The organism is Jejudonia soesokkakensis (genome assembly GCF_042664795.1).
Taxonomy (GTDB): Bacteria; Bacteroidota; Bacteroidia; order Flavobacteriales; family Flavobacteriaceae; genus Jejudonia; species Jejudonia soesokkakensis.
The window spans coordinates 346,676-361,255 of the sequence record NZ_JBHTBN010000002.1 but is presented as its reverse complement, the minus strand read 5'-3'; the positions used below and the strand labels follow the sequence as shown (position 1 = coordinate 361,255).

Annotated in this window: 13 protein-coding genes; 7 read left to right on the top strand and 6 right to left on the bottom strand. The window is 35.9% G+C overall.

Going from position 1 to position 14,580, the window contains the following annotated elements; all coding sequences use genetic code 11:
• The first annotated feature begins 21 nt into the window (after positions 1-21).
• Both ACFQO1_RS06310 and ACFQO1_RS06305 read left to right on the top strand, forming a co-directional pair.
• Positions 22-882: an alpha/beta hydrolase gene (locus tag ACFQO1_RS06310; RefSeq protein WP_380217139.1), complete on the top strand. Its 861-nt coding sequence runs from the start codon at positions 22-24 to the stop codon at positions 880-882.
• Complete coding sequence (locus ACFQO1_RS06305; RefSeq protein ID WP_380217138.1) at positions 879-1,679, top strand: alpha/beta hydrolase; 801 nt, start codon at positions 879-881, stop codon at positions 1,677-1,679. Before ACFQO1_RS06310 ends, ACFQO1_RS06305 begins: the two co-directional genes overlap by 4 nt.
• Positions 1,680-1,735: 56 nt before the next feature.
• On the opposite strand, the gene ACFQO1_RS06300 is transcribed toward ACFQO1_RS06305, so the two are convergent.
• Positions 1,736-2,227, bottom strand: a complete 492-nt coding sequence (locus tag ACFQO1_RS06300; RefSeq protein ID WP_380217137.1) for a hypothetical protein — start codon at positions 2,225-2,227, stop codon at positions 1,736-1,738.
• A gap of 187 nt (positions 2,228-2,414) precedes the next feature.
• Here ACFQO1_RS06300 and ychF point away from each other — a divergent pair, with 187 nt between their 5' ends.
• Complete coding sequence (gene ychF, locus ACFQO1_RS06295) at positions 2,415-3,509, top strand: redox-regulated ATPase YchF (protein WP_380217136.1); 1,095 nt, start codon at positions 2,415-2,417, stop codon at positions 3,507-3,509.
• Between the two features lie 83 nt (positions 3,510-3,592).
• On the opposite strand, the gene ACFQO1_RS06290 is transcribed toward ychF, so the two are convergent.
• Positions 3,593-4,420, bottom strand: coding sequence for a phosphatase PAP2 family protein (locus ACFQO1_RS06290; RefSeq protein ID WP_380217135.1), 828 nt, complete (start codon positions 4,418-4,420; stop codon positions 3,593-3,595).
• A gap of 198 nt (positions 4,421-4,618) precedes the next feature.
• On the opposite strand from ACFQO1_RS06290, the gene ACFQO1_RS06285 reads away from it, so the two are divergent.
• The 4 genes from ACFQO1_RS06285 to ACFQO1_RS06270 all read left to right on the top strand — a co-directional run bounded on the left by ACFQO1_RS06285 (position 4,619) and on the right by ACFQO1_RS06270 (position 11,932).
• The gene (locus ACFQO1_RS06285) at positions 4,619-6,469 is read left to right on the top strand and encodes a DNA topoisomerase IV subunit B (RefSeq protein ID WP_380217134.1); all 1,851 of its coding nucleotides are present in this window, start codon (positions 4,619-4,621) and stop codon (positions 6,467-6,469) included.
• A 103-nt stretch (positions 6,470-6,572) separates the two neighbouring features.
• Entirely contained in the window at positions 6,573-9,314 is a 2,742-nt protein-coding gene (locus ACFQO1_RS06280; RefSeq protein ID WP_380217133.1) for a DNA gyrase/topoisomerase IV subunit A, read from the top strand.
• Between the two features lie 43 nt (positions 9,315-9,357).
• Positions 9,358-9,795 carry a large-conductance mechanosensitive channel protein MscL gene (mscL, locus tag ACFQO1_RS06275; RefSeq protein WP_380217132.1) on the top strand — a complete coding sequence of 146 codons (438 nt, stop codon included), beginning with the start codon at positions 9,358-9,360 and terminating at the stop codon, positions 9,793-9,795.
• A gap of 70 nt (positions 9,796-9,865) precedes the next feature.
• The gene (locus ACFQO1_RS06270) at positions 9,866-11,932 is read left to right on the top strand and encodes a hybrid sensor histidine kinase/response regulator (RefSeq protein WP_380217131.1); all 2,067 of its coding nucleotides are present in this window, start codon (positions 9,866-9,868) and stop codon (positions 11,930-11,932) included.
• Between the two features lie 30 nt (positions 11,933-11,962).
• Here the strand turns inward: ACFQO1_RS06270 and ACFQO1_RS06265 are convergent, their stop codons facing one another.
• From ACFQO1_RS06265 to ACFQO1_RS06250, 4 genes are all read right to left on the bottom strand, one after another.
• Positions 11,963-12,685, bottom strand: a complete 723-nt coding sequence (locus ACFQO1_RS06265) for a DUF4328 domain-containing protein (RefSeq protein ID WP_380217130.1) — start codon at positions 12,683-12,685, stop codon at positions 11,963-11,965.
• A 15-nt stretch (positions 12,686-12,700) separates the two neighbouring features.
• Positions 12,701-13,528, bottom strand: coding sequence for a TerC family protein (locus ACFQO1_RS06260; RefSeq protein WP_380217129.1), 828 nt, complete (start codon positions 13,526-13,528; stop codon positions 12,701-12,703).
• Positions 13,529-13,577: 49 nt separating this feature from the next.
• Positions 13,578-13,919 carry a DNA topoisomerase IV gene (locus tag ACFQO1_RS06255; protein ID WP_380217128.1) on the bottom strand — a complete coding sequence of 114 codons (342 nt, stop codon included), beginning with the start codon at positions 13,917-13,919 and terminating at the stop codon, positions 13,578-13,580.
• A gap of 83 nt (positions 13,920-14,002) precedes the next feature.
• Complete coding sequence (locus tag ACFQO1_RS06250) at positions 14,003-14,395, bottom strand: helix-turn-helix domain-containing protein (RefSeq protein WP_380217127.1); 393 nt, start codon at positions 14,393-14,395, stop codon at positions 14,003-14,005.
• Between the last annotated feature and the right edge of the window lie 185 nt (positions 14,396-14,580).

Below are 14,580 nucleotides of genomic sequence, written 5' to 3'. Positions count from 1 at the left end.
TAAAATTAGTACTTTAGAGCAATGCCATATTGGTTACATATTGTACTCTGGGTCCTTGCTATATATATAGTGATAAGTGTTTTATTGTTTTATCTTCAGGATTACTTTTTATTTAAGCCAGAGAAACTCCCTAAGGATTTTCAGTTTTTATATGAAAATCAGGTAGTAGAGGAATACAATCTTGAAGCAAGAGATGGTGCCATTATCAATGGACTTCATTTTAAAACCAAAAATCCAAAAGGAGTTGTGTTATATCTTAAGGGCAACTCAAAGAGTATTAAAGGGTGGGGCAAGTTTGCTGTAGATTTTACCAGACTTGGATACGATGTCATTATGGTAGATTACAGAGGATTTGGTAAAAGCATAGGGAAAAGGTCTCAAAAAAATATTAAACATGACCTTCAATACGTATATAACAAAATAAGAGAGCGTGTACAGGAAAAATACATCATCCTTTACGGTCGTTCCTTGGGTTCTGGATTTGCTACAAAACTTGCTTCCATGAATCATCCTAAACTATTGATTTTAGATGCGCCTTATTATAGCTTAACAAAAGTAACGGGTCGCTATATGCCCTTTATGCCTTTATCTGTTATTTTAAAATATCCTATGCCTACGTTTAAGTGGCTTCAGTATGTTAATTGTCCTGTGCATATTATTCACGGGACTAACGATAAACTGATTCCTTTTAAAAGCAGTGTTAAATTATCACAGATCAAACCCAATTTAACTCGTTTGTATCCGATTATTGGAGGCGGACATAAGAATTTAAATACCTTTGAGGCCTATCATGAAGTAATGGAACAGATAATAACTGAAAATAAGAAGCACATAGACCTATCGACTACCAGCATTGGTGTAAAGCACAGTTCCAAAAAATGATTAAAAAGACTATTAAAATCCTAGTAGTTTTTGTGGCAAGCTGCATGGTATTACTATTGTTACTTTACAATATGCAAGAAAAATTAATATTTTTACCTACTCAGCTTTCTGAAAATTATGTCTATAATTTTGACACTCCCTTTACTGAATTTAACCTAATCACGACCGATGGCGCTACATTAAATGCGCTACATTTTACAACTAAAAATCCTAAAGGGCTTATCTTATATTTTCATGGTAATGCAGGAAGTTTAGAGCGCTGGGGAGCTATTGCGAGTTATTTTACAAAATTTGAATACGATGTTATTGTCATGGATTACCGAACATTTGGTAAAAGTACTGGAACCCTTTCTGAAGCTTTATTATACGAAGACTCTCAGCTATTTTACGATTATGCAAAAAAACACTTTTCAGAAGATAATATCATAGTATATGGGAGGTCGCTAGGCACAGCATTGGCGACATTTGTCGCTTCAAAAAATACCCCAAAGCAATTGCTACTCGAAACTCCTTTTAATAATCTGACGAGTGTTGCTCAAAAACGATTTTTTAATTTGCCACTCAACTTTTTGATGCGTTATAAGTTTCCTTCAGATGAGTTGATTAAAAAAGTAAAGTGCCCGATAACAATTATTCATGGCACCAGCGATAGTGTTGTGCCTTATGAATTAGGAAAAAAACTTTCAGAAGAAATCCCCAAAGAACAACTAACATTTATTACTATAACGGGTGGAGAACATAAAAATCTCATTGAATTTAGCGCTTATGGAAAAGCAATTCAAAAAGCATTAAAATAAAAAACCCACTATACTAAATGTATAATGGGCTCTAGTGTTACTTAAAATGTCACTCATTATTCTATACCATCACCATCTGGATCTCTTTGTAATTTAGCCATTCCTTTTGGTCTAGCTGTTAGTGCGGCTCTTCTTGCCTCCAGATCTTTCATCATTTGCATTTTCTTTTCTTCTAACATTTTACGTTCTTTTTCAACCAATGCCTTTTGAGCAGCAATAGAGGCTTGAAGCTCCATTTGTTGCTTTTGCTTAATGGCTTCCATTCTCATTCTATTACGTTCATCAATACTAATATCGTCTGAAAGAACTTTAATGTCCTTGTCTTTCATTTTAATTTCTTGAGAACCTTGGTCTTGTTTGCTTGTTCCTTCCACCTTAATCACTCCACTTTCGGTTTCGGTTTCAGCAACCACTTTAGTTTCAACTTTTGTATCACTTACTCTTACTTTTTTAACCGTAGTTTCTTTTTCAACGGTTTTGTTTTCCTGTGCATGTACTCCCATCATTACAAGTACGGAAGCTAAGCATGTTATCACTATTTTTTTCATGACTTTTGTTTTAAGTTGTTTATTTACCCAAATGTAAAGATCAGTTCGTTAATTAATCGCCAACAGAAGTCTAATGTTTTCTTATTTTTCTCTAAAAAAATCTGAATACATAATCATTCAAATAAGAGTGAACATGTATATTTGCACATTCGTAAACTGAAGGTTTTTTCGGTTAAAAATGTAAAGAATGAAAGCAGGTATTGTAGGATTACCAAATGTAGGGAAATCAACACTTTTTAATTGTTTATCAAATGCAAAAGCACAAAGTGCAAATTTCCCATTTTGTACTATAGAACCCAATGTAGGTGTGGTCAATGTACCAGATAATCGTATCGTCAAACTGGAAGAATTAGTTAATCCAGAACGTGTACTGCCAGCAACCGTGGAGATTGTTGATATTGCAGGGTTGGTAAAAGGAGCAAGTAAAGGGGAAGGTCTCGGAAATCAGTTTTTAGGAAACATCCGTGAAACCGATGCGATTTTACATGTGTTACGTTGTTTTGATAACGATAATATTGTACATGTGGATGGGAGTGTGGACCCAGTACGTGATAAAGAAACCATTGATATTGAATTACAGTTAAAAGATCTTGAAACAACCGATAAAAAGCTGGAAAAAGTTAAGAGAGCTGCACGTACAGGGAATAAGGAAGCCACGAAAGAAGAAGCCGCACTACAAAAAGTGAAGAAAGGTCTAGAAGCAGGGATTTCTGTAAGGGCAATTGAGTTGACAGCTGCTGAAAGAGAAGAATACATCAACCAGATGCAGTTTATTACAGACAAACCTGTGATGTATGTGTGCAATGTCGATGAAGATGCTGCAGCTAGCGGAAATGAATATGTAGACAAAGTTAAAAAAGCGGTAGCCGAAGAAAATGCAGAAGTGATTGTGCTTGCTGTAGGTACCGAAGCAGATATTACAGAACTGGAGACTTTTGAAGAACGACAGATGTTCTTAGAAGATTTAGGATTGGAAGAACCAGGTTCTGCAAAGTTGATAAGAGGTGCTTATAAGTTATTAAATCTTCAAACCTATTTTACAGCTGGAGCCAAAGAAGTTCGTGCCTGGACCATTCCTGTTGGGGCGACTGCTCCTCAAGCTGCAGGTGTTATCCATACCGATTTTGAGAAAGGATTTATTAGAGCCGAGGTCATAAAATATGATGATTTTGTGAGCTACGGAAGCGAGGCCAAAGTACGTGAAGCAGGAAAGCTAGGGGTAGAAGGCAAGGAATATATTGTCAAAGATGGAGATGTAATGCACTTTAGATTTAATGTGTAAATAGTCTTAGACGTTTGGTAATAAAAAACCTCGAAATCTACTTAGATTTCGAGGTTTTTATATTTTCAACTATCACTTATCAACTAAAAAGTATACCGCACTGCCATTGCTTTATATTCATCACCTACAAGATTTATCCCTCCTGTTGGATATAGTGATACATTAGTATTTTCGGTTTTGTGAAGTTCGGGAACCAAATATCCAGTAACGGCTCCTAGTCCATACCCTAATAATACATCGGTTAGGAAGTGCTGTCCGCCTTGAATTCTAAAATAACCTACTGCGGCTGGAATGACGGCTGCTCCAGTCCAAACAAGCGCTTGACCTTTCATTTCAGGGTTAAAATCGGTCAATACTTTAGCGGTAAAAAATGTTGCGGTTGCGGTAGCTGCTACGTGACCTGAATAAAACGAGCGTTGTCCGTTGCTACTCATTCTTCTTCGAAGAGTCGTATCCCCACTATCATCATATACATAAGGTCTCGATCTATTAACCAAACCGGCAGTGATAGTGTACATGGCTCCAGTCGTGGCCATGCTTTCTAAGTATAAGCCAAGTACTTGAGCAGTGTGGTCGTTGGTTTCATCATCAAATAATAGTCCGATAGGTGCAGCAAAAGATAAAAAAAATGGAATATCACTTACCATATTAGCACTTTCAGAATGATTTCCAACGGCCCATTTATCTATAAAATTGATGTTATCTTGATTGGCAATTTCTGCAGCAAATTCGGCTTCCGTCAAATCGTCTTTATTCTGGATTAAAAGAAATCCGCCAACGGTCCCACCCAAGGCAGCACCCGTCCATATTCCATCTTTGGTCCAATCCCATTCGTAGGGAGACTGGCTCTTTTGTGCGTGCATTGCTATAGAAAAAACTATAGCTAACGCTAAGGTTGTAATTTTTGTCATAGCAGCAAATCTATCATTATCGTTCAGTTTAGAAGCACAGATTAACTTTTTATTAAATAAATTTTATCATATTATACTGAAAAGTCATTCAGAAAAAATTACTAACAATTAGGTTCTGAAATTGTTAATTACTTTCAGTCATTGCGGTTTCAGATTTTACGTCGAACCCCTATATTTAACGCTTATTCACGAGATTTTATGGCAGAAACAAAATATACCGAAGATAACATACGTTCGCTCGATTGGAAAGAGCATATTCGCATGCGACCAGGAATGTATATCGGTAAATTAGGTGATGGTTCTTCGCCAGATGATGGGATCTATATTCTTCTTAAAGAGGTCATTGACAACTGTATTGATGAGTTTGTCATGGGCGCTGGGAAAACCATTGAAATTAGAATTAAAGATAAGGAAGTCAAAGTACGTGACTACGGCCGCGGAATTCCACTAGGAAAAGTAGTTGACGTAGTATCCAAAATGAATACAGGTGGAAAATACGATAGCCGCGCTTTTAAGAAATCGGTAGGACTAAATGGGGTAGGTACGAAGGCAGTCAATGCGTTATCGGCATCATTTACCGTAGAGTCGGTACGAGAAGGAAAGCATAAAGCGGCTCGCTTTGAATTGGGAGAATTGATAGAGGATGCTTCCGTAGAAGAAAGTTCAAAACGTAAAGGAACCAAAGTTACGTTTATTCCGGATGAGAGTATTTTTAAAAATTTCAAATACCGAAACGAGTATGTTGAAAAAATGCTCCGTAACTACGTATATCTGAATCCGGGACTGACGATAGATTTTAATGGTGAGAAGTTTTTTAGTGAGAATGGATTAAAAGATCTGTTGCAGGACAACATGAGTAAAGAAGATATGCTATATCCAATTATTCATTTACGTGGTGAAGACATTGAGGTTGCCCTCACGCATAGTAAAACTCAATACAGCGAAGAGTATCATAGTTTTGTAAATGGACAGAATACCACTCAGGGGGGTACGCATCAGGCAGCTTTTAGAGAAAGTCTGGTGAAAACAGTTAGGGAGCACTTCGGAAAGAATTACGATGCAAGTGACATTCGAAAATCTGTTGTATCTGCCATTAGTATCAAAGTAATGGAACCTGTGTTTGAAAGTCAGACGAAAACAAAACTAGGTTCTACAGACATGGGAGGCGATTTGCCCACGGTGCGAACCTATATCAATGACTTTGTAAAGAAATATTTGGATAATTATTTGCATAAAAATCCTGAAGTTGCCGAAAAATTACAACGCAAAATTATGCAGGCTGAGCGGGAACGTAAAGAACTTTCAGGAATTAGAAAACTGGCAAAAGACCGAGCCAAGAAAGCAAATTTACATAATAAGAAATTACGAGATTGCAGGGTACACTTAGGAGATACTAAAAAAGAACGTAATCTTGAAAGTACGTTATTTATTACCGAGGGTGATAGTGCAAGCGGAAGCATTACCAAAAGTCGGGATGTGAATACACAAGCGGTATTTAGTTTAAAGGGGAAACCTTTAAATAGTTACGGACTGTCTAAAAAGATTGTGTATGAAAATGAGGAATTTAATTTACTGCAAGCGGCCTTAAATATTGAGGAATCACTCGAGGATTTGCGTTATAATAATATTGTCATTGCGACAGATGCCGATGTCGATGGTATGCACATCCGGTTACTATTGATCACATTTTTCCTTCAGTTCTTTCCTGAATTGATCAAGGAAGGACATTTGTATATTTTACAAACCCCGTTATTTCGTGTACGAAACAAAAAGAAAACCATTTATTGCTATTCGGAAGAAGAGCGAAAAAATGCGTTAGAGGAACTAAAACCGAAACCTGAAATCACCCGATTTAAAGGATTAGGTGAGATCTCTCCAGATGAGTTTGTACATTTTATAGGGGAGGATATCCGATTGGATCCCGTTATGTTGGATAAAAATATGAGCATAGAAGAATTACTCAAATTCTACATGGGAAAAAACACACCAGATCGACAGGAGTTTATTATTGAAAACCTAAAAGTAGAATTGGATACCGTAGAAGAATAAACAGTTTTTGATGACCATGTCTGATTGTAAATTTTCTCTGTGAATCTGCATGGAATGACCGTTTATAAGTGACAATTTAAAAGAAAAGAAAGATTTTTAGCATATGAGTGACGAACTCGATAACAATAACGAAGAAGAACTTAAACCAGAAGACATCAACTTTGAAAAACTCGAAGCAGATGGCGATGGTAACTTAGTACCCGAAGAAGAAATTGAGGAAACCGAAACGATTACACGTGTTTCTGGGATGTATCGTGACTGGTTTCTCGATTATGCTAGTTATGTAATTTTAGAGCGTGCAGTCCCTGCGATTGAAGACGGTTTTAAGCCTGTACAGCGTCGTATCATGCATTCGATGAAGGATCTTGATGACGGCCGATATAATAAAGTCGCCAACATTGTAGGACATACTATGCAATACCATCCGCACGGAGATGCGAGTATTGCAGATGCTATGGTGCAAATTGGTCAAAAGGATCTGTTAATCGATACACAAGGAAACTGGGGAAATATTTTGACAGGTGATCGTGCTGCAGCCTCAAGATATATCGAAGCTCGTCTCTCTAAGTTTGCATTAGATGTAGTCTATAATCCGAAAATTACGAGTTGGCAAGCATCTTATGACGGGCGCCGAAAGGAACCTATCAATCTTCCAGTGATGTTTCCAATGCTGCTTGCTCAGGGTGCTGAAGGGATTGCGGTAGGTTTATCTACTAAGGTAATGCCGCATAATTTTATTGAACTGATAGACGCTTCTGTTAAGCACTTGCAAGGCAAGCGATTTACTCTGGTACCTGATTTCCCTACGGGAGGTTTTGTAGATGTTTCAGATTATAACGATGGTTTGCGTGGTGGGAAAATACGAAGCCGCGCGCGTATTAGTCAGCAAGATAAGTCAACTCTGGTCATCACCGAAGTTCCTTTTGGAACTACCACGACCTCTTTAATTGATTCGATATTAAAAGCGAACGATAAAGGAAAAATTAAAATAAAAAAGATTGAAGACAACACAGCGGCTGAGGTTGAAATCTTGGTGCATATTCCCAGCGGAATTTCACCAGATAAAACCATAGATGCATTGTACGCCTTTACCAATTGTGAAACCTCTATCTCACCTTTAGGTTGTGTAATTGAAGATAACAAACCACTGTTTATTGGAGTTTCTGAAATGCTTAGACGCTCTACGGAAAGAACCGTCGAGTTATTAAAAAGCGAACTTGAAATCCAACTGGGAGAGTTAGAAGAACAATGGCATTTTGCTTCGCTGGAACGTATTTTCATTGAAAACCGAATCTATCGGGATATTGAAGAAGAAGAAACCTGGGAGGGTGTAATTCAAGCCATTGATAAAGGATTACAACCACATATAAAACATTTAAAGCGTAAAATAACGGAAGAAGATATTGTTCGGCTTACTGAAATAAGGATCAAACGGATCTCAAAATTTGATATTGATAAAGCACAGCAAAAGATAGATTCGCTGGAAGACCAGATAGCACAGGTAAAACATCATTTGGAACATCTTATAGAATATGCCATCGACTATTTTAAACGATTGAAAAAAGAATACGGAGAAGGGAAGGAGCGCAAGTCTGAAATTAGAATTTTTGATGATATTGAAGCTACCAAAGTTGTGATTAGAAATACAAAGCTTTATGTAAATAGGGAAGAAGGATTTATAGGGACGAGCCTTAAAAGAGATGAATATGTCACGGATTGTAGCGATATCGACGATATAATTGTTTTCACAGAAGATGGAACCATGATGGTTTCTAAGGTAGATAGTAAAACATTTGTAGGGAAAGGAATTTTACATGTAGCTGTTTTTAAAAAGAAGGATAAGAGAACCATCTATAATATGATTTACAAAGATGGTCCCAAAGGTGCCACCTATGTAAAACGCTTTTCGGTAACTTCTATGACACGTGATAAAGAATACAATTTAACTGCAGGAACTAAAGGTTCTAAAGTAGTGTATTTTACAGCAAACCCAAATGGAGAAGCAGAAGTTGTGACTGTTTTTTTAAGACAAACAGGAAGTATTAAAAAATTAAAGTTTGATCTGGATTTTTCAGATATTTTAGTCAAAGGTCGAGGCTCTAAAGGGAATATAGTAACAAAGTATTCTGTAAAGCGTATAGAGCTTAAAGAAAAAGGACTTTCTACCTTAAAGCCTCGAAAAATTTGGTTTGATGAGACGGTTCAACGCTTAAATGTAGATGCAAGAGGTGAGTTGTTAGGTGAATTTACTTCCGAAGACAGACTTCTAATCGTAAACCAAAAAGGTGAAGTCAAAACGGTAATTCCTGAAATGACTTTGCGGTTTGACGAAGATATGATCGTGCTAGAAAAATGGAACCCTAAAAAACCTTTGTCTGCGATCTATTGGGAAGGAGAAAAAGAACTGTATTATGTCAAACGGTTCCTAATCGATAACCCTGATAAAATTGAATCGATTATAACAGACCATCCAAAATCATATTTGGAGCGCATATTTACTTCACATCGTCCAGTAGCAGAAATAGTGTTTGTCAAGGAACGTGGCAAAGACCGAAAAGACAATGTAGAATTGAGTCTGGAGGATTTTATTTCGATAAAAGGGATAACAGCTATGGGAAATCAATTGACAAAAGACAAAGTGCTTGAGATCAATGCACTTTCCCCATTGCCATACGAGGAGCCTAAGAAAGTAGAGGCAGAGGATATGGAAGTCATAGAGGAAGAGGAAATCGATGCTGACAATGAAACATCTATTGAGAAACCTTCCGAAGAAAATGAAACTAATAAAAATATTAACAATGAAGAACCTCCAGTAGATGATACGGGTCAGTCGTCTTTATTTTAATCGCTAATCAAATAAAATAGGTACGCTTCTACAGAAAAGTAAGATGAAAAGTTTTATACAAGAATTTAAGGATTTTGCCATAAAAGGCAATATGATCGACATGGCGGTAGGTATCATCATTGGTACTGCGTTTAATGCTGTCGTCAATACATTGGTGAAAAAAGTAGTAATGCCGCCATTGTCCTTACTAACCGATGATGTTAATCTAGCAGAACGTAAGTATGTGCTAAGAGAGGCAGTGGGCGAGGAGGTTTCTGAAGTTGCTATTGGATATGGGGAATTAATTGAAGTATTAATCGATTTTTTGATTATAGCACTCACAATTTTTGTGGTTATTAAGTTCATCAATCGCTTTAAGAAAAAAGCGGAAGATCCCAAGAACAAAGAAGTCGAAACACCAAAAAATATAGAACTGCTCTCTAACATTGAACGCCTTTTGGAAGAGCAGAATACAATTATTCGAAAAAATGCTTCAGAATAGTAAATATGTTTGTATAATTGTACGAATTTTCTTTAAACCTATTTAATTTTTATAAAAGGAAACTAATTCCATGATACGTACCGCCCCAAAACGTACCTATTGGATCGCAATTTGCGTTTCTACTTTTTTATCACTCTGCTGTATATTCTTCTATTTACAAGCAAAAAAGAAACTTGATCAAGAAATCTCAAGTCATATACAGACTGTTGGGAATGTGACAGTTCAGGATTTTGAAAGAACTGTTCATGACAATATTATTTCTCTAGAAAATCTTAAAGATAGAATTGAGGAGAGTAATAGTGAATTTATGGAATATTTTGAAAGTGATGCGACACGTATTATGGACCAACATCCAGCCATTCAGTTTATAGAATGGATCGATCATGATGGTATTATTCGTGAAGTTCATCCACTTTCAGAAAACAGAGCGGCTTATTTGCTGGATATAAAACCAATTGAATACCGTTATGATGATTGGATGACCAATAGCCTGAATAGAAAATCCAACATGACATCCTGGGTACATCTTACTCAAAAAGGAAATGCGTTTTTAGTAGATGTTCCCATATTTATAGAAGATGAATTCTACGGAACGGTAACGGCAGGAATGGACTTCGAATCTCAGTTTAATGAACTAAGCAAAAACTTTAAAAACTTCACCATTCAATTAATTGACGAAGAAGGGGAACCATTTTATTCTTCTGGAACTATTGATAAGGAGTCTTTTGCTGAAAGGAGTGAGTTTACGAGTAGCCTACAACCTAATCCCGAGTCAAATAAAACATGGAGTTTTCAGTTAGTTTTTGGAGACAGCGCTTTATATACCGAACGTGACATTATTCAAAAAACTGCACTAAGTTATGGTATTTTAATATCGATCATCGTAGGTTTCTTGATTGTTTATTTTTTAAGATGGAGACATCGAACAAACCAACAACTTGAAATTAATGCTACACTTACCCAATTAAATAAAGAGCTTGAAGAACAAAAGTTAGCGGCACAGGAAGCTTCCCTTTACAAATCAGATTTTATCTCCAACATGAGTCATGAAATACGAACTCCTCTGAATGCAATACTCGGCTTTGTTGATATTTTAGGGTCTAAAAATTTACTTCGAAATGAGCGTTTGTATTTAAAATTAATGAAAAACTCTGCACAAAACTTATTAGGGCTTGTGAATGATATTTTGGACATTAATAAAATTGAATCTGGTGAAGTAGAAATTTACAATCAAGTATTTTCACCTTCCGAAAATTTGAAAAATGTCATTGCTACTTATGAAACGCAAATAGCGGAGAATAAGCTCCATTTAAATACCTCCATTCAAACTCTTTCAAATAGTTCTGTACGATCAGACAGCTCAAAATTTGATCAAATCTTTACTAACATTTTAACCAATGCGATAAAATTTACACCTAAAGGTTCTATTAGTGTTGCTTATACAGAAAAAGTAGTAGATGATACATTAGTTATTGATGTTGAAATAAGTGATACAGGTGTTGGAATACCCGAAAATAAAATCAATGAAATTTTTAATCGATTTGTTCAAGTTGAAAATGGTACCAGGAAAAGTCATGTTGGAGGAGGGCTCGGACTAGCCATAACTAATGAGTTGGTGCAATTGCTTGGAGGAACAATTAAAGTAAGAAGTAAAAATCATGTAGGCAGCACTTTTAGTATTCGTCTCCCACTTAGCATTGCTTCGGAAACTGAAGCAAAAATCACGAGTGAAATCAGAGATTTATCAGACCTTAATTGCCTTATTGTAGATGACAACCGAATTAACCGAATGATTTTATTCAATATCTTACAACAGGCTGGGATACATGCAGATAGTGTGGGAAGTGGTAATGAGGCGCTTTCAAAATCAAAATACATAAATTATGACGTGGTTTTTATGGATATTCATATGCCAGACATGGATGGTTTTGAAACTACCGAAAAATTATTGCAAATAAGTCCGTTGAGTAAGGTCATAGGATTATCTGCAGATGTTACTGTAGAGTCCATCAGAAAAGGAAAACTTTCAGGAATGAATGAATACTTAACTAAGCCTATTGATAAAGAAATGCTTTTTCAAACACTTAATAAGCTAAACAAAACCAAAGAAGCCTATCAAAATATATACGCTTCTTAAAAGTTCTTATTTAAATTAACATCCAGTAAATTATGACAGTAAACTATCTTCTTCAGGTGCAGAAGTGGTTGGAATTTCTTTTGAACGCTCAGGCTCGTGAGCAACTTTAAAGTATACTTTTTCAAGTTTCATATAGTCAGTAACCACTTTTATGGCAAAAAGTGCTGCTACAATCCCCAATACTGCATTTACCATACTTAATTGACTATCTAAGCTTAGATCTTCTATTGTTTCAGCAGCTATAGTCACCCTTGAGACTACTTGCCCCATGATATTATTTAAGATCCAAAATGCCCACCACCAACCAACAAAGACGGTTGTTTTTGCAGAATAGGTATAACTTTCAGGATGCTTACTGTTAATATATTGAATAGTTTTTTCATACAATTCTACCATGATTTGGTAGGGCCAGAAAAGATTAAGAATAGGAACAAACCAGGCTCCAGCTGCCCAGCCATCTGTTTTGGATTTTTTCATACGTAACCCCAAATTGTAATAGGCCCTTCGAAACCAGCTTATAAAGGTGATTACACAAATAATGAATCCAGCCAGATATAAAATATAGATTAAGGCCTGTCGCATGTCGTTGGAATCGGCTGTGGCATCACTAATTTCTCCCGTTTCAAAATATTCCTGAATCATAAAATACTGCATGGCTTCAGAAATAAAAGTTGCCAATTCGAGTGCTGCCATTACCCAAAGGAGTATTACTGCTGTTTTCCCCCTTTCGGTATTGGGATGTAGTTGCGACATAATGTATGTATGTGTTTAGTCTTTGATGTTTTCTTCCGGAAGTGTAGAAACAATATCGGATGTTTTTTTTCGGTATTTCATATTTATAAATTCTATAAATAATGAGAATGCAATGGTAAAATATAAATACCCTTTTGGTATGGTTCCTACCGAAGATCCAAAGATCTCAAGGTGAGATAGATGAGCACCCTCAGCAATCAACATAAATCCAATAAGAATCAAGAAGGAAAGTCCAAGTAGTTGAACCGTAGGGTGTTTGTTGACGAATCTCCCTACCGGATTGGCAAAAATCATCATAATCAATACTGATACTACCACAGCAATTACCATAATTACTAGGGCATCGGTAGGATTATCACCTATTCCGTTGGTCATCCCGATTGCTGTCAAAATAGAATCAAAAGAGAATACAATATTAATTAAACAAATTTGGATAATTGCTTTTGTTAGGGTGGTAGCTCGTTGCTTTTTAACAATACGTTCATCATGCCCTTTGTCTTCCACTTTTTCATGGATTTCACTCGTGCTCTTATACAATAAAAATAATCCGCCAATAATTAAAATAATCCCCTGTCCGCTGATGCCGGCATTGATCCATGATAAATTGATATGCCAGAAAGGTGCTTCCATGGCGACAAGCCAAGAGATACCAAATAATAATACGACTCGTATAATCATAGCCATAAAAAGACCAATATTAGTAGCTTTTTTCTGGTGTTCTTTTGGGAGTTTACTGGCTGCTAGCGATATAAAAATAATGTTGTCTATTCCCAGTACAATTTCTAGAAACGTTAATGTTAATAAAGCAACTAGCGCATCTGGAGAAGTTAAGATTTCGAACATGATAGTTTATTTATTGGTTATTCTGGTTAATAATTCCTTATGTAAAAACTTAGGGTAAACTACTCACTTTAATAGCTGTCCCTCGTTCTTTTCTACTTTCCCCTACGACATTATATTCAAATAAATAGCTATTTCCATCGGTGGTTAGAATTTTCATATGGATTGCTTGTTCTTCGGCCATATTTTTAGGATGCAATTTTCGTACGATGTATTCACAGTTGTTAATCCATCGTATAGAAGAGGTGTCTGCTTTTCCTCTAAAATAATCTATTTCGATAGAGTCATTACGTTTAAATCTAGTGGTAAGTACTTCTGTCCCTACAACTGCCTCAAATTCAAATGTTCCAGTTTTAAAGTTCTCACAATTGCGTTCAGGTGTATAACAGCCCATGTTTAATAAAAAAAGTAGAAATAGTACACTAAAGCGCATGCTTGCAATTTTCTGCGAATTTCTGAAAAATTTAGGAAACTACGCTAATTTTCGTAAGCTTTAAAACTACCATCTTTATAGAAAATGATAATTTTTTCAATTTTATTAGCTTCTGAAGCATTTGGGGTTTTATCAAGAGGTGTCTCTAGTTTCTTTTTTTCTGAAAGTATAGGAGGAGTTTCTTTATTTACAATTACTTCATTGTTGCTTTCTGACGGAAACGTTCCTTTTCCATTCAATAACCAATATAAATTTACCTCTTCAAATTTTTGAACCACCTTCATCACGAATTCTAAACTAGGTTTGTTTCGACCCGATAGGAGGTGAGAAATCGTTGAGCGGTTAAAATCAATTTCTTCAGAAAAAGCAGTAGCAGATAACCCGTAAAAATCGAGTATTTTTTCAAGTCTTTTTGTAAAATCGGCACTGTTTACCATTGTAACAATTTAGGTGCTTAAATGTAAGTTACAAATGTAAACTATTGTATTATAGTAGCGAAATAAAGTTGTAAACACTACTTTTTTATATAAATTGATACTTTCGATAATAAATCTTAATATACTGAAATATAAATATATAGATCTAGATTAGCTAGCGTTAATTAATTTGAAGATTTTAGCAT

Coding starts and splice junctions, on each gene's coding strand:
- ACFQO1_RS06265 (WP_380217130.1), bottom strand. CDS start 12,685: ATGTCGCAACTACATCCCAATACCGAAAGGGGGAAAACAGCAGTAATA.
- ACFQO1_RS06260 (WP_380217129.1), bottom strand. CDS start 13,528: ATGTTCGAAATCTTAACTTCTCCAGATGCGCTAGTTGCTTTATTAACA.
- ACFQO1_RS06270 (WP_380217131.1), top strand. CDS start 9,866: ATGATACGTACCGCCCCAAAACGTACCTATTGGATCGCAATTTGCGTT.
- ACFQO1_RS06290 (WP_380217135.1), bottom strand. CDS start 4,420: ATGACAAAAATTACAACCTTAGCGTTAGCTATAGTTTTTTCTATAGCA.
- ACFQO1_RS06300 (WP_380217137.1), bottom strand. CDS start 2,227: ATGAAAAAAATAGTGATAACATGCTTAGCTTCCGTACTTGTAATGATG.
- ACFQO1_RS06310 (WP_380217139.1), top strand. CDS start 22: ATGCCATATTGGTTACATATTGTACTCTGGGTCCTTGCTATATATATA.
- ACFQO1_RS06250 (WP_380217127.1), bottom strand. CDS start 14,395: ATGGTAAACAGTGCCGATTTTACAAAAAGACTTGAAAAAATACTCGAT.
- ychF (WP_380217136.1), top strand. CDS start 2,415: ATGAAAGCAGGTATTGTAGGATTACCAAATGTAGGGAAATCAACACTT.
- ACFQO1_RS06255 (WP_380217128.1), bottom strand. CDS start 13,919: ATGGGCTGTTATACACCTGAACGCAATTGTGAGAACTTTAAAACTGGA.
- ACFQO1_RS06285 (WP_380217134.1), top strand. CDS start 4,619: ATGGCAGAAACAAAATATACCGAAGATAACATACGTTCGCTCGATTGG.
- ACFQO1_RS06280 (WP_380217133.1), top strand. CDS start 6,573: ATGAGTGACGAACTCGATAACAATAACGAAGAAGAACTTAAACCAGAA.
- ACFQO1_RS06305 (WP_380217138.1), top strand. CDS start 879: ATGATTAAAAAGACTATTAAAATCCTAGTAGTTTTTGTGGCAAGCTGC.
- mscL (WP_380217132.1), top strand. CDS start 9,358: ATGAAAAGTTTTATACAAGAATTTAAGGATTTTGCCATAAAAGGCAAT.